A 21,931-nucleotide genomic window follows, 5' to 3' on the forward strand; every position below is an offset into this window, starting at 1 on the left:
CACTCCTGTTAAATTTAAGCGTTATGGGCTTTGTTATTGTTTTTAAATGTTAATTGTCCGCCCAAGCGGTACTTACTGCCTGGCGATATAAGTCGTGCAAAACTAACAATTCCGTTTACCGACCAAGTACGGCGTATTACTTGTAAACAGGGCTCTTCATTATATAAATTAAGCCATTGGCACATTTCACTGTTTGGCGTAATAGCCTCTACCGTATGCCTCGCTTGCGTTAAAGGAGCAACTGTTGATAAGTATTCGTGCGGGGTAAGGGCGGTAAAATCTTGTTGTAAATAATCTTTTGCAAGGGGTGGATTTACAAAGCGCTCCTCTACTTGCAAGGGACTGTCGTTTTCATTATGAATAATGACACTGCGATACACCACGCTATCTACCTCTACACCTAAAGCAATTGCAATTGGCGCGACGGCATTAATCGATTCTAATACTTGCACTGTGCAGCTGTAGTTTCCGTTTCGCTCTTTTACTTCATTGGCGATGTTTTTTATTTCAAGTAATGACGACTGAGACTTGAAGCTTGCTACAAACGTACCTAGGCCTTGGCTACGGGTTAAAATACCGGCATCAGTGAGTTCACTAAGTGCCCGACGTGCGGTCATTCTGCTTACTGTAAACTGTTTGGCTAGTTCGTTTTCTGAGGGGACACGTTGGTTTTCAAGCCAAAGCCCACTGCGTATTTTGTCCACAATAAACTGTTTTATTTGCGTAAACTTAGGTGTTGGCATAAATATTTTTAGTATATTAAAAATAAACAATACCTAGTAAGATGGCATAATCATCTTGTATATACAAGATGTGTTTTTAAACTTGTTGAACACTATCGCGGAGAGACTTATGCAAGCCACAGAATCCACAGAACAGTTAAATGATATCGATTTATTACTCACCGATGCCAATATTGCCACCATGGATAACAACATTGATGCACCTTATGGAGCGATAGAAAATGCGGCTTTAGCAATTAAAAATGGCAAAATAATATGGTTGGGTGAGCAAACTGAGTTACCTGATTTTGATGTATTAGCCACTCCGGTAGTAAGTATCAAAGGGCAGTGGTTAACCCCGGGCTTAATTGACTGCCATACTCACTTGGTGTTTGCCGGTTCTCGTGCACAGGAGTTTGAGCAGCGTTTACAGGGGGTAAGCTATCAGCAAATTGCCGCGCAAGGGGGCGGAATTGCAAGTACCGTGAAAGCAACCCGAGAGGCTGACCACGAACAATTATTTGTAGCAGCAAAAGATCGTTTAAATGCACTGCTAGCTGAAGGTGTCACTACGGTAGAAATTAAGTCAGGGTATGGGCTTGATATAGAAAATGAAAAAAAAATATTAGAAGTCGCTAGGCTTTTAAATCAACATCATCCTATTGAAGTCATTAATACCTTTTTAGGCGCGCATGCACTACCTTTAGAGTTTAAAAATCGCAGTGATGATTATATAAATTTAGTGTGTAATGAAATGCTTAACACACTTGTTGAACATGATTTAGTCGATGCAGTAGACGTATTTTGTGAGGATATTGGTTTTAGTCATGCTCAAACGCAGCGAGTATTTGATGCGGCTAAAAAACTGGGGTTAGCAATTAAGTGCCATGCTGAGCAATTATCCAATCAACAAGGTGCTGCGCTGGTGGCGCAATACAATGGTTTGTCGGCCGATCATTTGGAATATCTTGATGAAGCCGGAGTTAAAGCTATGGCAAATGCAGGTACTGTGGCGGTATTACTGCCCGGTGCTTTTTATTTTTTAAAAGAAACGAAATACCCTCCAATTGAACTGTTAAATAAATACAAGGTTCCCATCGCAATTGCCAGTGACTTTAACCCAGGCACATCACCGTTATGTTCTTTGCAATTAATGATGAATATGGCTTGTACATTATTTAATTTTACTCCAGAACAGGCATTAATGGGAGTCACGGCACACGGAGCTCAGGCTCTTGGTTTTGCTGATAGAGGCGTATTAAAAGTAGGCGCTCGCGCCGACATAGCACATTGGCAAATTGAGCATCCAGCACAATTAAGTTATCAGTTTGGGGTAAATAAACTGTTAAATCTATGGATATTGGGTAAACTTAGCTAATTATGAGACTTAACTCTTAAGCCTATGTTTTATTTAATGTCAGTGAGTACCTCAGCTATGGATGGAACGTTATTGAGCTATAGCAATTTAGCTATTTTTTTAAGTGGTGCACTTTTAATGGCAATGGTTGCAGCGTTGTTAACCGTTAAAAGTAACGTAATAAGGCTCAGCTTTTTATACACTGGGCTGATTGGTTTAGCTATGGTTAGCACTGCCATCCCTTGGTTTGTTTTGTTATTGGCTCTGGGATTTGCTTTTCATTTATATCAGGCGAATTTGCTAAAGCAAAAAGTCCCGTTACTTATCAGTGCCTGTGCCTCAGGCGGGCTTGTTTTATTATTTACAGGTTACCTCTTTTTTACATTGCATTTAGCGTGGTTACTTATTCCAATTTTACTACTCAGTAGCAGTGGTTTTTTAATGGCTAATACGCCGCAGACTGCTCCAACTTTAAAGCCAGAAACCGAGCCTGAAGCGTATGTTGAAAACTCACCCTTAGCCAGCTTCCCTGATAAACAGCAGTTACGTCAAAAATATAATGAACTCAATGATAAGGATCCATTTACAGCAGCAATCATCGTACTGAGGCTAGAAGGTTTTGCTCAAGTTAATCAACATATTGGCCGAGATTTTGGCGACTTATTATTATCTCAGTCGGCCAATCGAATAAAAGATCTATTAGATAGCGATGAAGTTTTTTTTCTTGCTGAGCATGCTAAATTAGCGCACTTGGGTGGGTTAAACTTTGCATTTATTTGTGATTTACAAAATCATAATCATTTACATCAACAGCTTATAAAGCAAATTATTGGCGCTACCTTAAAGCCGTTCAATGTAGCTAATTGTACGATTGAAGTAAAAGTAAGAGCCAGTTATGTACATTGTAATAAACAAAGCAGCAGCTTTGATGAGCTAATTAGTCATGCTTACTTGGCGCTTGATAGTCGGCCAGCTAAACAAATTGTGGCTTATCATCAGCAAATGACGACTGATCATTTAGAGCAGCAAGCGCGATTAACTGAGCTGGCGAATATCAGCTTTGCTGATGAGTTCGAATTGTTTTTTCAACCGGTTATTCGAAATGAAGATGGCCAAATTGAATTTTTAGAATTGCTATTACGCTGGCAGCATCCAACCCAAGGGACTTTATCGGCGAGCCAGTTTATCAACGATATTAGAATTGCAGGGCTTGGTTACTCACTTGCGACCTTTGTTATTGAACGAGCTGGAGAGCTTGCCATGGCACTGCGTATGGAAGGAATGAGGGTGCCTTTAAGTGTTAACTTATTTGGCCCAGAAATGCTCAACGAAGAGTTTGTTGATTTTGTTTATGGGGTTATCGGTGAGCACCAACTTAGGCCTGGTGATTTAATTTTAGAATGTCCGCTACACATTTTTACTAGCCTAGATGATAAAGGTAGAGCCATGATAGCAAGACTTAACAGCTTAGGTTTAAAAGTGTGCGTTGATGGTTTAGGTGATAATCCTGTATTACTTTCTAAGTTACCTAGTTTAGCGGTGGCATACATTAAAATATCGCCTGCATTAACTGCTGACTTTAGTAATCAAAATAACATACGTAGTTTAGTAGGTGGTATGGTTGAAATGCATAACCAGCAACAGACGAAAGTTATTTTTGAAGGTGTTGAAACACTCGATCAACTAAAGTTTGTAAAAAGTCTAAAAGCCTATGCTTCACAGGGATACTATTTTGGACACCCATTGAGCAGTTTAGGATTAATGAGTTGGTTTAAGCAATGGTTAGAAGCACAAGAACTTTAAGTGTGTTTTAAAGGCTTAGTTTTGTTTGTAAATAGGTATTAACTAAAGCACTGATCACTTGGCCACACTGTAATTTACCTGCAGTTATAGAATGAGGGTGTTGTGAAGGTGCTGCTTCGCATAAGTGTAAATAAGCACTGCGCGGATCATTTGCAGCTAAGTAAACATAATGCTCACCATCGCTGACATCAAAACCACAGTAATTAAAGGCACTTGCAGGCATATTGGTTAAGCTATCTAAATCAACTTCTACCCCTAGCGGTGCGTTATCAAACCTTTGGAGTGCATGGGTGGTTGCTTCTGTTAAGTTTATTTCGCGCTTCACATTAATTGTTTGATAGCTTGTGTAGCTAAAGTTAGCGCTCTGCATAGCATCAAAAATAGGTTGATTGTTTTTTAGCTCATGTAAGCCAATAACATGGTAATTATTGAGCAGCTGCTCTTGATAAGCGTAGCGAAACCCATTACCACTGTGCCTACCTTCACACTCACGAAAGTCGGCATGAGGATCTAAATTAATCGCGTTAATTGCGTTATGGCTATGTTTGGCAAGTGAGCGAATAATACCTAAACAGTTATTATGCCCGCCGCCAATAACAATAGGTTCAAGACCCGCTTTAAAAACCATGTCTAAAATTGCTTCAACTCGCTCATCTATTTCAGCGCACAGCTTACGCAATTGAGCTAAGTCGTTTGGATTATGATTATCAAGCGGTAGTGCTTGTTGCATTAAATCATCGAGGGTGACTTCGCCAAGCAGTAATACTTTTTGCATGGCAATAGCGTCATTATGAGGTTGGTTTAAAAAGCGTTGTAAAAACGCAGGCCAAGCATGCTGTGCGCCACCATTTCCTAGATTGGCTCTCGGGCCAATGTCTTCACAAATCCCGAGTAAAACAAAGCGCATACCAAATTGTACGGCATCAGCAAGTGCTTGTTGAATATTGTCGCGGGCATCAAGTAATGCCATCGACTGCCATGCTTTTAGCTCTCCAGCACGGTCAGAGCAAATTTCCTTTACCGTGCTTTCGTCGTATAGTTTAAGGTGAAAGGTCACGCTACAGTTCTATTATTTCTAGCTCTAATTCTTCAGCTGAAAGCACAATACCGGTACTGTCAGCATATACAAAGTCATCATCAAAAAATGATACGCCAGCGAAATTAACCCCTATACCGCTTTCGCCCGCGCCTTCACTGTCTGCTGCAACAGGAATTGACGCAATAGCTTGAATACCTAAATCAAGTTCTTCAAGCTCATCAACGTGACGTAATGCACCATATACGATAATGCCTTGCCAATTGTTTTCTAGTGCCAGCTCAGCCAGCTCAATGTCGATTAATGCTCTGCGAGTTGAGCCGCCACCATCAATAAGTAAAATCTGATCAGTACCATCTTGAGAAAGTAATTGGCGGATCAGTTCATTGTTTTCAAAACATTTTACCGTTTTAATGCGGCCACCAAAACTGTGTCGACCACCAAAGTTGATGAACATAGGTTCAAGCACATCAACCACATCAGCAAAGTGGTCGCATAAATCAGAAGTGCTGTAATCCATTATTTTATCCTCAAAAGATACATAAGTTAGTGACTCAGTATACCCTCCTTATATGCAATAACAACGACTTAATCGCAGTAAATTTAGCCATAATTAGAACTAAATCAACTATAAGAATAATAATTCTTTCATAAACTTGTCATTTCCCCACAACAAGATTATAAACAGGTGTATTGCATCCATGATGCGGCTGAACCATTTTCACCTTCAGTGGCAAGAGTTGTAAAATTGAGTAATACTGTGGTTAGGCCAATGGTTTTATATTGTCCATTTGTTTAAAAGGAGTTTGTTAATGGTTAGACTTTACCGGCGACCCTTTTTATTTGTTCAAACTTAATGAGTTAAATGAAAGAAAGCATCACTTTATACTGCGCTGGCAAATTTAATATAGGTATTTACAATGAATTTTCTACAAAATCTGACGATAAAACGCCGTTTGCAACTAAACGCCTTAGTTGTAGGTTTAACAATGATTGTCATGCTATGCATCATAATTTATGAAGCACGTGTGATGCTTAAATTAAATGAAACAATTCAATACGCCGAAGAGCTTGATGTGCATGAGCTTTCGATGCGTAAATATGAAAAAGACTTTTTATTTTATAAAGATGAAAAAAGCTTAGATTTATTCACTAATGAATATAAACAGCTGCAGCTCAAACTAGGGAAACTATCTGCTTTATCAAAAGATTTAGATATTGCCATTGATCAGGTTAACCAATTTGAGGTGCTTGCAAAGCAGTATTATGATGACTTTCAAATTGTTGTTAATTTGCAACGGAAGATAGGTTTACATCCTAAAGATGCGCTTTATGGCGAACTGCGTAAGTCAGTACACAACATTGAAACATTATTGAATCAGCAAAATGATTATAAATTACTGACCACCATGTTGCAGCTACGCCGCGCTGAGAAAGATTTTATGTTGCGTTTAGATACCAAATATTTAGACCGATTTAATAAATTAGGTGATGAGTTAAAACAACAAGTAAATACCTCAGAAATACCTAGTAATATACGCAATCAATTAACTTCATTAATGACCAATTACCAAGGCAAATTTACCGCACTAGTTGAAGCACAAATCGCTTTAGGGGTTGATTTAGATTCGGGTGCTCTTGGAAAAATGAGAGTCAGTATTAAGAAAAGTGATGATGTGGTGACTGCCATTACTTCGGCCACTAAAAAACAAGTTGCTGAGACGGCCCAGCAGGCGCAATTATTGGCAATAGCCATATTTATAATTGCCAGTGTGATTGTGATGGTTCTTGTGTACTTAACGAGTCGCTCAATTATTCAGCCTATTGAGAGGGTTTATCAAACTATTGACAAGATAAGAAAAAACAATGATTTAAGCTTATTCATAGAGCACAAAGGAGAAGATGAAGTCACTAGGATGACCATAGATTTTAATAGCTTGATTAGCGACTTTAAAGATCTTATCTATGAAGTAAATACTGCTCTAACAACGCTTAATATAGCAACGGGTAACTTATCTGAAACAACCTCAGCAACTAGTTCTGGCATGCAAGAGCAATTGCATGAAGCGGACATGGTGGCAACGGCAGCCACAGAAATGCAAGCAACGATTCAAGATATTTCACATAATACAGAAGCTGCAGCTAAAAAAGCTGAATCAACCAATGTAAGTGCTCAACAAGGTCAGGTTGAAGTAGAGTCAACCATTAAACATATTAATGCTTTGTCTGATTCGCTTGGTAAGGCCTCTAGCGTGGTGTCACAGCTAGAAAAAGATGGTGAAACCATTGGCTCTGTACTTGATGTAATTCGTGCCATTGCAGAACAAACTAATTTACTGGCTCTAAATGCGGCTATTGAAGCAGCAAGAGCGGGTGAGCAAGGTCGTGGTTTTGCGGTTGTTGCAGATGAGGTGCGCTCACTTGCACAACGCACGCAAGAGTCAACTAGCGAAATTGAGGGTATTATTAACACCTTACAACAGCGTACCCAAGAGGTAGTAAGTATCATGCATCAGTGTCGTACTCAAGGTGGTGAGAGTGCAACACAAGCAACAAAAGCGGGTGAATTGCTAGGAGCTATCACTGTTGATGTGCAAACGATTATGGAAATGAGTACACATATTGCTACTGCTATTGATGAACAGAGCCAGGTAGCATCAGAGGTTAATAAAAACGTAGTCCGTATTCGAGATATTGCTGAAGGGGCTGCTGCTCATTCACAAACGAATGCGCAAACAAGTGAAGAGGTATCTGAGCAATCAAGGGTGCTTCATCAAGCAATCTCAAAATATAAAGTTTAATTATCCATAGAAACAAGCGGCTTAATTGCCGCTTGTTTGTTATTAACGAAGCAGAAGCATCATAACTGACGTTAAGGTACAAATTTTATTGGTACGCTATCTTTGTTATTTTCATGTTGTTTAACACGTTCTAAATAAGTGTCCCACAACTTAGTATGTTCGGCTTGTAACTTAGCCAAATATTGCCAGCTAAACAACCCGCTGTTGTGCCCGTCGTCAAACTCTAAACGCAACGCGTAATGCCCTACGGGTGTAATGCTTTTAATGCCCACTGTTTGTTTATTAAGTACTAACTTCATAGGCTCAGAGCCATGGCCTTGCACCTCGGCTGAGGGAGAGTGAACCCGTAAAAATTCAGTACTGAAGGTTGCGTCTGAATGATCATCAAAAAACACATCTAAATTTTTACTTACACTATGATAGTGCACTTTAGTTACTTGTTTCATCGTCATCTCACTTACAAAAAAGCCTCCATGCTGGAGGCTTTTAGTATACATTAAACGGCTGTTAAAGAATAAAGCGGCTTAAGTCTTCATCTTCAACCAGCGCACCTAGGTGCTTTTCAACATAGGCAGCGTCAATAACTAAACTTGAACCCGCTTTTTCAGAAGCATCATATGAAATTTCTTCCATTAATCTTTCCATAACAGTATGCAGACGGCGAGCACCGATGTTTTCGGTTTTCTCATTAACCTGCCAAGCGGCTTTAGCAATTCGCTCAATTGCATCGTCGCTAAATTCAACAGCGACATGCTCTGTTTTGAGTAGCTCGCGTTGTTGCTCCGTAAGTGATGCGTGTGGCTCAGTTAAAATGCGCTTAAAGTCATCGGCTGTGAGTGCTTCAAGTTCAACACGAATAGGTAAACGGCCTTGTAACTCCGGGATCATGTCTGATGGTTTAGACATCTGGAATGCACCTGAGGCAATAAATAGCATATGGTCAGTTTTGACCATGCCATGCTTAGTGTTTACTGTAGAACCTTCAATAAGCGGTAGTAAATCACGTTGTACACCTTCACGGCTTACATCTGGGCCTGAGGCTTCACCGCGCTTACAGATTTTGTCGATTTCGTCAATAAACACAATGCCGTTTTGCTCTACAGCAAAAATTGCCTGCTCTTTTAATTCTTCAGGGTTAACTAATTTTCCGGCTTCTTCTTCGGTAAGTAGTTTAAATGCTTCTTTAATTTTAAGCTTACGTTTAGTGCGTTTATCACCACCCATATTTTGAAACATGCCCTGTAGCTGGTTGGTCATTTCTTCCATACCAGGAGGAGCCATAATTTCAACATTCGGTTGAGCTTGGGCTAAATCAATATCGATTTCTTTGTCATCTAGCTGGCCTTCGCGTAATTTTTTACGAAACGATTGACGTGTCGATGAGCTTTCATCGCGCTGAACTTCCCCATACTGATCTTTCACTGGAGGTAGTAATACATCTAAAATACGCTCTTCAGCGGCTTCTTCTGCACGGTGTTTAAACTTTTTGGTTTGTTGTTCACGGGTCATTTTGATTGAAACGTCGACTAAATCACGGATGATAGTTTCAACTTCTTTACCTACATAACCTACTTCTGTGAATTTAGTGGCTTCCACTTTAATAAAGGGGGCATTAGCCAGTTTTGCTAATCGACGCGCAATTTCCGTTTTACCTACACCAGTAGGGCCAATCATTAAAATATTCTTTGGCGTTACTTCTGCACGTAAATCTTCGTTTAACTGCATACGGCGCCAGCGATTACGAAGGGCAATAGCAACCGCTTTTTTTGCTTTTGCTTGACCAATAATATGTTGGTCTAGCTCATGAACAATTTCTCTTGGGGTCATATCAGACATAGCGGGTTCCTATTACAATTCTTCGATAGTTTGGAAGTTATTCGTAAATACACAGATGTTGCCAGCAATTGTAAGACTTTTCTCTACAATTTCATGGGCACTTAAGTCGGTATTTTCTAATAAGGCGGTTGCAGCAGATTGTGCAAAGTTTCCGCCGCTGCCAATTGCGATCAGGTCGTTTTCAGGTTGTACGACGTCACCATTACCAGTGATGATCAATGAGGCAGTTTCATCAGCAACAGCTAGCAGGGCTTCAAGTTTGCGTAAGGCACGATCGCTACGCCAATCTTTAGCCATTTCTACAGCCGCTTTAGTTAGATTGCCTTGGTGCATTTCTAATTTGCTTTCAAAACGTTCGAAAAGGGTGAAGGCATCAGCAGTACCGCCAGCGAAACCAGCGATTACTTTGCCATTATAAAGACGTCGAACTTTTCGGGCATTGCCCTTCATTACAGTATTACCAAGGGAGACTTGGCCGTCACCACCAATAACAACTTTGTCATCACGGCGTACACTTACGATTGTAGTCATGTTATTCCTCACCATCGCGCTGCAAGGGGGCAGCGCGTAAAAAACGATTATGAAGAGGTTATATGGGTGAATGGTTTAAATTCAAGTCCAGCCCCAAATTCCGCAGCCAACGATATTAATTCGTTTTAGTTTGTTCTTATCACTTTCTGCTTGGCGCTTGGTTTCATAAGGCCCTAAACGCACCTTATACCAAATACCATTAGTACCTGTGGTTTTTTTGATCTCTGAAATTAGCCCAGCAAAGGCTATTTTAGCCTTTAAGGTTTCAGCTTGTTGATGCGTTTTAAATGAACCACACTGCATAACATAAGGGCCTTTTTGTTCAAGTTCTTTCACTTCAACTTGAATTTCATGCTCTTTAATTTCTTTAATAAATTTAGGTGGTCGCGGTTTAGCTATTTCTACTTGTTTTTCGGCTGTTGGGTTTGCTTGTTTTTCAACAAGATCAGGATCGGCATTATTTTTAACAAACCAGAGTCCATATGCAAAGCCACCCACAAGTACTAGTGCAATCAGGGTTAATAACAGCGGAAAAGGTTTTTTAGCCGGTTCTTGTTTGGTGTTTTTTCTATTTTTTGGTTTTTTATTAATATAATCGTGCTGTGCCATGGTGTTATGTGTGGCCTTACCTAAATCATGTCTGTAGGGTCTACGTCTAAACTCCAGCGAACTTTTTGAGCTAGTTTACTGGTGCTGAGATAATCAACCATTTGTGCAAGATACGGATGTAAAATGCGTCGATCTTGCGCTTGAATATGTAATTGAAAACGATACATCCCCGCAATCTTTTCTAAAGGCGCAGGGATAGGTCCAAGCAATTGTATACCAGATACCCCATTGACAGGAACCAAATCCGTTAGAAAGTCGACGACTTGCTTAATGTTATGTCCCTGTGCACGAACTATTGCCATACTGGTGATTGGTGGTAACTGCGCGTCACTTCGTTCAGTGAGCGCAAAGCGGGCAAAATCTTGATAGCCGTTATTAACTAAATCTTGTAATAATGGGTGCTCAGGGAAGTGTGTTTGTAATAATACTTCACCGGGCTCACCAGAACGTCCAGCTCTGCCTGCAACCTGAGTCACTAATTGAGCAAGGTGTTCTGTTGCCCTAAAGTCACACGAATATAAACCACTATCTACATCTAAAATGAGTACTAAGCTTACATCCGCAAAGTGGTGGCCTTTGGCCAGCATTTGCGTACCGACTAAAATGCGTGCGCCACCTTGGTTTATTTCATCCAATGCTTTTTCAAGGCTGCCTTTGCGCCTCGTAGAGTCACGGTCTATTCGGCTAATTGGGATGTCTTTAAATTCAGTACTCAAAAATTCTTCTATTTGTTCGGTGCCTTTGCCGTTAGGAAATATCTGCGTGCTTCCACAGTCAGGGCATTGATGCGGTACTTGATATTGGTCACCACAATGGTGGCAAATCATCTGACCGATGGCTTTATGAAAGGTTGCACTCGTGCTGCAGCGATTACATTCACTTAACCAACCACACTCATGACATATTAAAGTGGGCGAAAAACCACGGCGGTTTAAAAATACCATTACCTGCTTACCTTTATTCAGGTGCTGGCGCATTATCGCTAAGCTCGCATGGGCAATACCCGCTTGATCAGGCTGACCTTTCATGTCGAGAAGCTTAAATTGATTATCGGTGGCCGTTTGTGCACGCTCACTTAATGTGAGTAACTGGTATTTGTTATTAATTGCTTTGTGCAGTGTTTCTAATGCGGGAGTCGCACTGCCTAAAATAAGCGGGATATTTTGCTGATATGCGCGATACGCTGCTAAATCGCGTGCATGATAGCGTAGAGTATCTTGTTGTTTAAATGAAGCATCATGCTCCTCATCAACCACAATCATCCCGAGTTTTAAAAAGGGTAGAAAAATACTCGAACGAGTACCTATAACGATAGCACAACTGCCTTTTTCACAAAACCGCCATGTTTGCAGACGCTCGTTATCGGTGAGCGCTGAATGCCATAGCATAATTGGCGTGTCAGGGAAGCGACGTCTAAAACGATTCACTGTTTGTGGTGTTAAACCTATTTCTGGAACAAGCACTAACGCTTGCTCTCCACGTTTTAACACCTCTTCAAGACACTGTAGGTAAACTTCTGTTTTACCGCTACCCGTGACACCTTCAAGTAAAAAACTATTAAAACCAGCACTTTGATTTATAGTAGTGCAAGCAATTGCTTGTTCTTTATTTAAGCGAGGCTTAGTGCCCACAGTAGGAAAGGCATGTTGCCATTGATTGTCATGTTCAATGGTTTGCACTATCAGTTCTTTTGCTAATAGGCTATCAATAGTCTTTTTATTAAACCCGAGGGCTTTTAGTTCCGTTAATGATGATTTACCCGATGCAGATAATTGCTTAAGCAAGTTAAGCTGTGTTTTAGCTTTTAAAGATGGTAAAAGCGCCCCTTTATCAGTTAACGTCAGCATATTTATACTGGTTTTATCAGGGCATTCACCTTGGCGCAGCGCATTGGGGAGTGCAATATGAATAGTTTCACCTAGTGGATAACAATAATAACGCGCAGTAAACTTCAGCAGCTCCAAATGTTGTGCAGATAACACCGGCGAATTATCAATTACTTCAATAATAGATTTGATTTTGCCTTCAGGAACTTCTGTATCGGTTTTTAAACTAAGGATAACCGCTACTTTTCGTTGATTGCCAAAAGGGACGAGTACGCGCATGCCAGGCTGCAATTTAGTCAGCGGTGTTAATTGCTCATCCACTTTATAATCAAAGGTGCGAGGTAAGGGGACTTTTATTGCAACTTCAACAAAACACATAACAACTCAACTAAGAAACCTAATAGCCTAATGTACTAAAAATAGTATTAAAAGCCTACCGACAAATCAGTAATCAATAGGTGTTTGCAGACTTTTTAGTAAAAAGAATAATTAAAGCTTGTGTGCGTGCGGGTTGTTGGATAAAATTCGCGACCAATAAATTTGTTTTAACGACGTATGGTGCCAGACTTCGGGTTTGGAGAGCGATGCGGCCTTAACTAGAGGTTCCTATGAAAGAAGGTATTCACCCTAAGTACGAAGTAATTTCTGCAACTTGTTCATGCGGAAACAAATTCGAAACTCGTTCTACTTTGTGTAAAGACATTCACTTAGACGTATGTTCTGCGTGTCACCCGTTTTACACTGGTAAGCAAAAGATTTTAGACACTGGCGGCCGTGTTGATCGCTTCAACAAGCGCTTCGGTGCACTTAGCAGCAAAAAATAATTTTTTGTTTCTATGTAAAAAAAGCACCTTAGGGTGCTTTTTTTGTGCCTAAAATTCACTTATCCCTCCATTTTATAACAGTTTTGTATTTATTATTTTTGCATAACTATTTCCTGTTCTTATTCCGAATATGCATAAACATTTGCAGACAAAATTGCCAATATTATCTATATTTTTATTTGTTACACTTTAAATATGGTACTTAAATGTAGTTAACGTGAAGTTATTTGTATTTAAAGTTAAACAAAGTTCGGTATTTCACTATTTTAATTTAAGACTGAAAAGAGTATTTCATAAATATTGAATAAGGGTAAAAACGACCTGTAATATTCATTTTTATGACGAATTTATATTTTAAAAATGTCAGGATAATCTAGGGAAGTTGCTGATAAATCACTTAAAATTAAGAGTTCTAGCATATAACAGGATAGACCTGATATTGCTTGGAATTTAAAAATAATAAAGGTATCGTAGAATAAAACTACCTCTCACTTTAACTTAAATTGCAGGATATAATCGCGTTATGTCAGATTTTCGTGAACAAGCACTACATTACCATGCCCATCCCGTTCCAGGTAAAATCAGTATTGAGCTGACCAAGCCCGCTGAGACGGTTAAAGACCTCGCGCTCGCATATAGCCCAGGTGTTGCAGAACCTGTTCGTGAAATTGCCGCTGATCCAGCAAATGCCTATAAGTATACTGGTAAAGGAAATATGGTTGCGGTTATTACTAACGGCACCGCAATTTTAGGCTTAGGTAATTTAGGCCCACTGGCCTCAAAACCAGTAATGGAAGGCAAGGCATTATTATTTAAACGTTTTGCAGGTCTAGATTCAATTGATATAGAAGTTAAGCACCGCACAACCGAAGACTTTATCAACACGGTTGCGAATATTGCAGACACGTTTGGTGGTATCAACCTAGAAGATATTAAAGCGCCAGAATGTTTTGAGATAGAAAAAGCACTTATAGAACGTTGCAGCATTCCTGTATTTCATGATGACCAACATGGTACGGCAATTGTAACGGCTGCGGGTATGCTAAATGCGCTAGAAGTACAAGGTAAAGCAATTGAAGATGCGATTATCGTGTGTTTAGGTGCCGGCGCTGCAGCTGTTGCCTGTATGGAGCTTTTAATTAAGTGTGGCGCACTGCGTGAACATATTTATATGTTAGACCGTAAAGGCGTTATTCATACACGTCGTGATGACTTAAATGAATATAAGCAATTATTTGCAAACAATACGGATAAACGTACTTTACAGGACGTAATTGAAGATGCCGATGTGTTTGTTGGTGTATCAGGCCCTAATTTATTAGCCGCCGATGATTTGAAGTTAATGGCTGACCGCCCAGTTGTATTTGCATGTTCAAACCCCGATCCTGAAATTGATCCGCAATTAGCACATGCTGCACGCAACGATCTTATTATGGCGACTGGCCGTTCTGATTATCCGAACCAAGTTAACAACGTACTTTGTTTTCCATTTATTTTCCGTGGCGCACTAGATGTACGCGCAAGTGAAATAAACGATGAAATGAAAATAGCTGCTGTAGAGGCAATTCGCAGTATTGCTAAAGAGCCAGTTCCGGCTGAAGTACTGACTGCTGCAGGTATCGATAAACTAGAGTTTGGTGCTAAATATATTATACCAAAACCTATGGATCCGCGCTTATTGCCTCGTATCGCCAAAGCCGTTGCTCAAGCTGCAGTTGATTCGGGTGTGGCACAAATTGATATGCCAGAGAACTACATGGCGTAATTTTAAGTGTGAATTAACGCAAAAAAAACCTCAGCATTTGCTGAGGTTTTTTTATAACACAGATAAAGAAATTTAATCTTCATTTAAAATAGGCACTTCTAGTCCCATTTCTTGCATTATTTTCTTCACCTCTTCAGGTACTTTTTCTGCGTTGTCTTTACGTAGATCATCATCATTAGGCAGCGGTTGCCCTGTAAATGCATGCAAAAATGCTTCGCATAAAAGCTCACTATTTGTTGCATGGCGCAAGTTGTTTATTTGACGACGAGTACGTTCGTCAGTTAATACTTTTAATACATTTAGCGGGATCGAAACGGTGATCTTTTTTACTTGTTCGGATTTTTTCCCGTGTTCTGCGTATGGGTGAATATATTCACCATTCCATTTAGCCATAAGATGTATCGTTGCCTCAGATTATAAATTGCTCACACAGCATCAAAGCGTGTAAATATGCGTGAAATTCTATCGGTTTAAAAAAGATAGTCAAATACTAGTTATTTAGCTATCTAGACATTTAAATGCTTTGACATCTTAAACTGCATGCGCTACCTTTTAGACGTCTAAACTTCCAAAATAGTAAAGGTGACGAAAATGAGTGAAAAAAATAAGGCAACAATTGCTGTTCGTAGTGGAATAGAAGCCGACAAACAGCATGGTGCGGTTGTTCCACCGCTTTATTTATCAACAACTTACTCATTTTCTGACTTTGATACCAAACGCCAATATGATTATGGCCGCAGTGGTAATCCTAACCGTGACATTTTGGCTGAGGCGCTCACTGAACTTGAAGGCGGGGCTAAAGGCATTATTACTGCAACGGGTATGGCGGCAGTTCACTTAACAACTCAATTATTAAATAGTAACGATACGTTAATGATTCCTCACGATTGCTATGGTGGCAGCTATCGTTTATTTACCTCACTAGAAAAACGCGGCTTGTTAAAGCTAGAAGTGGTCGATTTCACTAAAAGCGAAAGCTTATCGCAAATTCTTGCTATTAAACCTAAGCTGATCTGGATTGAAACACCGAGTAATCCAATTTTACGATTAACTGATATTAAAGCAGTTACCGATATTGCTAAGCAGTGCGGTGCTCTGGTTGCTGCCGATAACACATTTTTATCGCCGGCTTTGCAAAATCCGATTAAATTTGGTGCTGATATTGTGGTTCACTCAACTACTAAATATATCAATGGTCATTCAGATGTTGTTGGGGGGGCGGTTATTGCAGCAACCGCTGAGCTTGGTGAAGAACTGGCATGGTGGGCAAATAATATTGGCATTACTGGAGCGCCATTTGATAGCTATTTAACTCTCAGAGGTTTGCGCACGTTAAACGTGCGTTTGAGGCAACACCAAGAAAATGCACTCGCTATTGCACAGTATCTAGAAAACTCCCCGTTTGTTGCTCAGGTTTACTATCCAGGTCTTGAATCACATCCACAACATGCGCTTGCTAAGGCGCAGCAGTTTGGCTTTGGTGCAATGGTTAGTTTTGATATCAAAGGCGATATAAACGATGCTGCAGCGTTTTTAACGCGCTTAAATGAATTTAGTTTGGCGGAATCATTAGGCGGAGTTGAAAGTTTGATTTGTCACCCCGCAACCATGACCCATGCAGGCATGGAGGCGACTGCCCGTGCAGAAGCTGGGGTGGGTGATACGCTTATTCGTATTTCGGTGGGTATTGAAGATGCAAAAGACTTACTTGCTGATTTAGACAGGGTATTTAATTTGGTTCGCCCCGGGCAAGCAGATAATGCTTTAGCTGCAAAAAATGGTGCCAGTGAGTCATTTGGCTCAGCGAAACTAAACGCGGCGCATCCGGCGTTATGGTAGTGCCTACCAATTTTGAAAATATAAAACATGAAGTCGAGTTGGTATTAACATGGTAAATCAGGTTCATAAATTTGGTGGTTCGAGTTTAAGCTCAGCGGATCGCTTTAAAAGTGTCGCAAATATTATTTTAACTCATGCTCAAGCCGGGGATTGTGTGGTGGTATCTGCTGCCGGTAAAACCACCGATACCTTGGTTAAATTGTGGCAAAGCTTTGAACAGCAAGATACCCAAGCGATTGCTGACATTATTTTATTAATAAGTAATCATCAATCTTCGCTAATTGAACAATTGCTTATAGCGGGTGCTAAGCATGAAGCACTCAATATACTTGCCACTGAGCTAAGCATTATTACTCAGCAGGCTAAGCAAAACATATTAACTGAAGCGTGGCTATTAGCTCATGGCGAATTATGGTCTGCAAGGCTATTAAGCGCTTACTTAGGGCAACTTAACGTTAGTGCTTGCGCTCTGGACGCTAGGCAATTATTTACGTTAGACGCAGGGCAGCTACAGCATGCTAATAATCAGCAGCAGTGCTTAAAAGCCATAGATACAAGCAAAATTAATGTCGTTACAGGGTTTATTGCGGCTAATTTACAACATGAAACCGTGACCTTAGGACGTAACGGCAGTGATTACAGTGCTACTTTATTAGCACGATATTGCAATGCTAAAAAAGTGTCTATTTGGACTGACACTCAAGGTGTTTTTAGTACTGATCCGCGTAAGGTAGCTAATGCGATTAAGTATGCGCGGGTGTGCCGCGAACAAGCTAATTTATTGGCTAGATTAGGTAACCCCGTACTACATGCTAAAACATTATCGCCATTAAAAGGGACCGATATAGAGTTAATTGTTCGCAGTAGTTACGATCTTCAAGGCAGCCATACCGAAATAGTTAAATTAGGAATGAGTAAACAAAAGCGCTTTTTAACCACGATTAACAATGTGGATTTACTTACTGTTGATGATTTGAGTGAAGGCGAGGTAGCGCATGTTAGTCAGCTTATTCAGCATAGTTTGCATCACTTTGAACATGCGGGCGAAATTTACTTGGTAGTCCCTGCGTCGGCGACATATCAGGTGGTTAATTATTTTGCTGGCCGCGCCAACATTAGTGATTCTAACTTAAATGGGGTTGCAATTATTGCATCAGAGCCAGATATAGCGATACTCGGTGAGCAAAGTGCAGCTGTACTTCAAGCGCAATCAATTCACCCTAGGTTTACTCATTTTGGTGACGGTTATACGTTATTATTAACCGATCAGGTACTTGAGAGTGATGTGCTGAGCTTACTGCATGATAAATTGATCAATAAAGCGCAAGAAATAGCTTTAATTATTGCAGGGCTTGGTAATGTTGGTGCTGAATTTATGCGCCAACTACCTGCACAAATAGCCCGTTTATCATCAGGTTTTAACATTAAGTTAGTAGCATTACTACGCTCAGAGCAGATGCTGGTTAATGCCAATGGGTTAGACTGTGAGAGCTGGCAACAGCAATGGGAAAACCATGCAAGCCCCTATCAGCAAGCTGATTTGCTGTCATACATTGATACGCTTGAGTATGAACATAAGGTAGTGATTGATATTACCGCCAGTGAATATTTTAGCCAGCTTTATAGCAAATTTGTGGAATTAAATTGTCACTTAATTAGTGCTAATAAATACGCAGGCACAGCTCCGCTGAGCTGGTATCAAGCATTACGTGAAGATTTGGCACAGCGCGGCTTACATTGGCGTTATAATGCCAGTGTGGGAGCCGGATTACCGATTAACTTTGCACTGGCCGATTTGCAAAACAGTGGCGATAAAATAACGCGTATAGAAGGCGTGTTTTCTGGCACGCTGTCATGGTTATGCAGTATGTATGATGGCAGCAAGGCATTTTCAGATTTAGTGCTTGAAGCACAAGCTTTGGGGTTCACCGAACCTGATCCGCGAGAAGATTTATCTGGCCGAGATATGCAACGCAAGTTGCTTATTTTGGCGCGTGAATTAGGTATTGAATTGGAACTTGATGACATTTCTTTATCCGCATTGATGCCCGATGAGCTAAGTGCGGGCAGTTGGGATGACTTTGTTGATAACAAGGCTAGTTTAGATGCGTTTATCAAGCAGCACTTCGAAGCGGCTTTGCAACAAAGTGCTGCACTGTGTTATACCGGATTGCTGGAGTTTAAAAACAGCAAGCTAAACGCTAAGGTAGGAATTGCCTATGTACCAAAAAGCGAAGCGGTTGCTAATTTAACACCTGGCGATAATATTTTTGTGATTAATACTCAGTGGTATAATCAAAACGCATTAGTGATACAAGGCCCCGGTGCGGGTAAAGAAGTGACCGCAGCTGGCGTGCACTCTGACTTATATTGGTTGGTACAAAATATTACCTAGACCATCAAAAAGGCCGCTATTCAGCGGCCTTTTATATATTAGCATTGTTTAAAAGAGCTCTTCTTCGGTTTTAGTGCTTTCTTCAAATACATCATTTGGCTGTGCTAACACATATTTTGTAGGTGCGGTCCCTTTCTCAAAGTACTCAAAACGGCTGGTATAATCGTTTTTATGACTTAACAGCCCCGTTTCTAAGTCAATACGAATAGAAACTAAGCCTTCAGGTGGTTCGATAGGTGCCGCAGGTTTACCATCCAGTGCAACTCTCATAAAATCAACCCATGCAGGCTGAGCTGTTTTAGCACCTGACTCTGCGCCTGATATTTGGCCACTTCCTAAGTTATTGTTATAGGTTGAGCGCCCCAGAGTATTTCCAGGGTTGTCAAAACCAACCCAAACAGAGGTCATCACATCGCGATTAAAGCCGCTAAACCAAGTATCTACAGAATCATTGGTAGTGCCTGTTTTACCTGACAGATCGCGACGTTTTAGCGCTTGTGCACGCCATCCTGTACCACTCCAACCTGTTTTATGAGACCAGCTACCACCCCCCCAAATTGCGCTGTTCATAGCACTGGCAATTAAAAATGCATTTTGTTTAGATATGATCTGCGGCGCGCAGTTTGGTGCTACTTGCTCACTTAGCATTAGCGAGCTAGGCGTTGTTGCTTCATCATCACAAATTACAGTCGGGTTAGTTTTAAATAAGGTGTTGCCCATGGCATCTTGAATTTCAGAGATAAAGTAAGGTTCGATTAAGTGGCCGCCATTGGCAAAAGTACTCATACCACGAGCTAACTCTAGTGGAGTAATAGATGCGCTACCTAAAGCCAGCGATTCACTGCGATTTATATCTTCATCTGCAAAGCCAAATTTAAGTAAATGATCGGCTGTACGTTGCAAGCCAACACCACGTAATAAACGTACCGAAATCACATTTTTTGATTGTGCTAAAGCACGGCGAATGCGAATAGGGCCATTATAAATGGCAGGGCTATTTTTAGGTCGCCATGCGACACCTTGGCTTTTATCCCATTGATTTATAGGAGCATCATTTAAAATTGACGCTAAGGTGTAGCCTTTTTCAAGTGCAGCAGAGTATATAAATGGCTTAATATTAGAGCCAACTTGGCGTTTAGCTTGCACTGCACGGTTATATTGGCTTTGTTCAAAGCTGTAACCGCCTACAATGGCTTTTATACGCCCGTCTTGTGGGTCTAAAGACACAATGGCGCTTGCAGCTTCAGGGATTTGACTCAAAATATAGCTGTTGTCATCATTTTTACGCAGCCATATTTGCATGCCAGGCGTTAATATATCGCTTGCTGTTTCAGGAGCAAAGCTTTGGCGATAACGGGTGATAAACTTACGCGCCCACTTCAGATTATCCCAAGTCAATGTTGTGCGTTCGCCGCTTTTAAGTATTACTTCCGCGCTTCTGTCGGATACATTTAAAACTGCAGCGGCTTTTAGAGGGCCTAGTTCATTGGCCTCTTTCAAAATGTTTAATAACTTAGAATCAGAAGGTGTGGGCTCTGTTTGTGGATCCCATAAAATGGCTTCAGGGCCTCTAAATCCATGGCGCATATCATAGGCATGTAAATTGTTAACCAAAGCCGTTTGTGCCGCCTGTTGAATATTTGACTCAACAGAAGTATACACTTTAAATCCTGAGTTATAGGCTTTATCTATACCGTAGCGCGACACCATTTCAGCACGTACCATTTCTGAAATATATGGTGCATATAAGTCAATTTCAGCCCCATGAAAATAAGCGGTAATTGGTTGGTTCGTGGCTTCATTATACTGCGCTCTAGAAATATACTTTTCATCTAGCATTCGTCCTAACACTACATTTCTTCTGGCTTTGGCTCGCTTTGGGTTACGAATAGGGTTAAGTGCTGAAGGCGCCTTGGGTAAACCGGCAATCATTGCCATTTGCGCAAGAGTAAGCTCTTTTAGCTCTTTACCATAATAAACCTGAGCGGCTGCACCAATACCAAAGGCGCGGTTTCCTAGCTCTATTTTATTTAGATAAAGTTCAAAGATTTCATCTTTTGAAAGTAAATTTTCGATATGGATGGCAATAAATATTTCTTTTACTTTACGAATATAGGCTTTTTCTCGCGTTAAAAAGAAGTTACGAGCCAACTGCATGGTGATTGTACTGGCACCCTGCTTTTTTTCACCGGTAGAAATAAGTACTAGTGCTGAGCGAACAATACCAATTGGGTCGATACCGATATGGTCATAAAAACGGTTATCTTCTGTTGCTAAAAAAGCCTGTAATAAAGGTTCAGGAATTTGATCTATAGTTACAGGGATACGTCTTTTTTCACCAAATTGGTTGATTAAAAGCCCATCTTTGGTAAATACTTGCATAGGCGTTTGTAATTGAACGTTTTTTAAAACTTGCACGCTTGGGATATCGGATTTAACGTAGTAATAAAGGCTGAGCAATGTAATTAGTGCAAGTAATGCACAAATGATCAAAAATTGTAAAGTTCTTTTTAATAAAATCACTGATATTTCCCTAAACGGACTCCCAATTACAGGTTGAGACTGCTAGTATATATTGATTAAAAAT

At 40.4% G+C, this 21,931-nt stretch carries 17 protein-coding genes; 7 read left to right on the forward strand and 10 right to left on the reverse strand.

Annotated features, from left to right (window positions below):
- Nucleotides 1-14: 14 nt before the first annotated feature.
- The gene (gene hutC, locus FLM47_RS01435) at nt 15-743 is read right to left on the reverse strand and encodes a histidine utilization repressor (protein ID WP_178954700.1); all 729 of its coding nucleotides are present in this window, start codon (nt 741-743) and stop codon (nt 15-17) included.
- A gap of 109 nt (nt 744-852) precedes the next feature.
- Here hutC and hutI point away from each other — a divergent pair, with 109 nt between their 5' ends.
- Complete coding sequence (gene hutI / locus FLM47_RS01440; RefSeq protein WP_138607220.1) at nt 853-2,100, forward strand: imidazolonepropionase; 1,248 nt, start codon at nt 853-855, stop codon at nt 2,098-2,100.
- 57 nt (nt 2,101-2,157) lie between these two features.
- The gene (locus FLM47_RS01445) at nt 2,158-3,882 is read left to right on the forward strand and encodes a GGDEF domain-containing phosphodiesterase (protein ID WP_178956827.1); all 1,725 of its coding nucleotides are present in this window, start codon (nt 2,158-2,160) and stop codon (nt 3,880-3,882) included.
- Nucleotides 3,883-3,889: 7 nt separating this feature from the next.
- On the opposite strand, the gene FLM47_RS01450 is transcribed toward FLM47_RS01445, so the two are convergent.
- Together FLM47_RS01450 and rraA are read right to left on the reverse strand one after the other, a co-directional pair.
- The gene (locus FLM47_RS01450; RefSeq protein WP_178954702.1) at nt 3,890-4,939 is read right to left on the reverse strand and encodes a formimidoylglutamase; all 1,050 of its coding nucleotides are present in this window, start codon (nt 4,937-4,939) and stop codon (nt 3,890-3,892) included.
- A gap of 1 nt (nt 4,940) precedes the next feature.
- Complete coding sequence (rraA, locus tag FLM47_RS01455) at nt 4,941-5,438, reverse strand: ribonuclease E activity regulator RraA (protein ID WP_008465762.1); 498 nt, start codon at nt 5,436-5,438, stop codon at nt 4,941-4,943.
- 400 nt (nt 5,439-5,838) lie between these two features.
- Here rraA and FLM47_RS01460 point away from each other — a divergent pair, with 400 nt between their 5' ends.
- Nucleotides 5,839-7,719 carry a methyl-accepting chemotaxis protein gene (locus tag FLM47_RS01460; protein ID WP_178954704.1) on the forward strand — a complete coding sequence of 627 codons (1,881 nt, stop codon included), beginning with the start codon at nt 5,839-5,841 and terminating at the stop codon, nt 7,717-7,719.
- Between the two features lie 71 nt (nt 7,720-7,790).
- Here the strand turns inward: FLM47_RS01460 and FLM47_RS01465 are convergent, their stop codons facing one another.
- The 5 genes from FLM47_RS01465 to priA form a co-directional block, all read right to left on the reverse strand.
- The gene (locus FLM47_RS01465; RefSeq protein ID WP_138607214.1) at nt 7,791-8,165 is read right to left on the reverse strand and encodes a gamma-butyrobetaine hydroxylase-like domain-containing protein; all 375 of its coding nucleotides are present in this window, start codon (nt 8,163-8,165) and stop codon (nt 7,791-7,793) included.
- Between the two features lie 61 nt (nt 8,166-8,226).
- A complete protein-coding gene (hslU, locus tag FLM47_RS01470; protein WP_138607212.1) occupies nt 8,227-9,555 on the reverse strand; it encodes an HslU--HslV peptidase ATPase subunit in 1,329 nt (442 codons plus the stop codon).
- 12 nt (nt 9,556-9,567) lie between these two features.
- A complete protein-coding gene (gene hslV, locus FLM47_RS01475) occupies nt 9,568-10,086 on the reverse strand; it encodes an ATP-dependent protease subunit HslV (protein WP_010390410.1) in 519 nt (172 codons plus the stop codon).
- An 81-nt stretch (nt 10,087-10,167) separates the two neighbouring features.
- Complete coding sequence (locus FLM47_RS01480) at nt 10,168-10,695, reverse strand: SPOR domain-containing protein (protein ID WP_178954708.1); 528 nt, start codon at nt 10,693-10,695, stop codon at nt 10,168-10,170.
- 20 nt (nt 10,696-10,715) lie between these two features.
- Nucleotides 10,716-12,899, reverse strand: a complete 2,184-nt coding sequence (gene priA, locus FLM47_RS01485; RefSeq protein WP_178954718.1) for a primosomal protein N' — start codon at nt 12,897-12,899, stop codon at nt 10,716-10,718.
- Nucleotides 12,900-13,129: 230 nt separating this feature from the next.
- On the opposite strand from priA, the gene rpmE reads away from it, so the two are divergent.
- A complete protein-coding gene (gene rpmE, locus FLM47_RS01490) occupies nt 13,130-13,345 on the forward strand; it encodes a 50S ribosomal protein L31 (RefSeq protein ID WP_008115018.1) in 216 nt (71 codons plus the stop codon).
- Between the two features lie 523 nt (nt 13,346-13,868).
- Nucleotides 13,869-15,110 carry a malic enzyme-like NAD(P)-binding protein gene (locus tag FLM47_RS01495; RefSeq protein WP_008465773.1) on the forward strand — a complete coding sequence of 414 codons (1,242 nt, stop codon included), beginning with the start codon at nt 13,869-13,871 and terminating at the stop codon, nt 15,108-15,110.
- A 72-nt stretch (nt 15,111-15,182) separates the two neighbouring features.
- Here the strand turns inward: FLM47_RS01495 and metJ are convergent, their stop codons facing one another.
- Nucleotides 15,183-15,503 carry a met regulon transcriptional regulator MetJ gene (gene metJ, locus FLM47_RS01500; protein WP_008115021.1) on the reverse strand — a complete coding sequence of 107 codons (321 nt, stop codon included), beginning with the start codon at nt 15,501-15,503 and terminating at the stop codon, nt 15,183-15,185.
- 198 nt (nt 15,504-15,701) lie between these two features.
- Here metJ and metB point away from each other — a divergent pair, with 198 nt between their 5' ends.
- Together metB and metL are read left to right on the forward strand one after the other, a co-directional pair.
- The gene (metB, locus tag FLM47_RS01505; protein WP_138607208.1) at nt 15,702-16,949 is read left to right on the forward strand and encodes a cystathionine gamma-synthase; all 1,248 of its coding nucleotides are present in this window, start codon (nt 15,702-15,704) and stop codon (nt 16,947-16,949) included.
- A gap of 49 nt (nt 16,950-16,998) precedes the next feature.
- Nucleotides 16,999-19,344, forward strand: a complete 2,346-nt coding sequence (gene metL, locus FLM47_RS01510) for a bifunctional aspartate kinase/homoserine dehydrogenase II (RefSeq protein WP_178954728.1) — start codon at nt 16,999-17,001, stop codon at nt 19,342-19,344.
- 48 nt (nt 19,345-19,392) lie between these two features.
- Here the strand turns inward: metL and FLM47_RS01515 are convergent, their stop codons facing one another.
- Nucleotides 19,393-21,867, reverse strand: coding sequence for a penicillin-binding protein 1A (locus FLM47_RS01515; protein ID WP_138607204.1), 2,475 nt, complete (start codon nt 21,865-21,867; stop codon nt 19,393-19,395).
- Nucleotides 21,868-21,931 lie beyond the last annotated feature (64 nt).

Source organism: Pseudoalteromonas sp. Scap06 (assembly GCF_013394165.1).
Classification (GTDB): Bacteria; Pseudomonadota; Gammaproteobacteria; order Enterobacterales; family Alteromonadaceae; genus Pseudoalteromonas.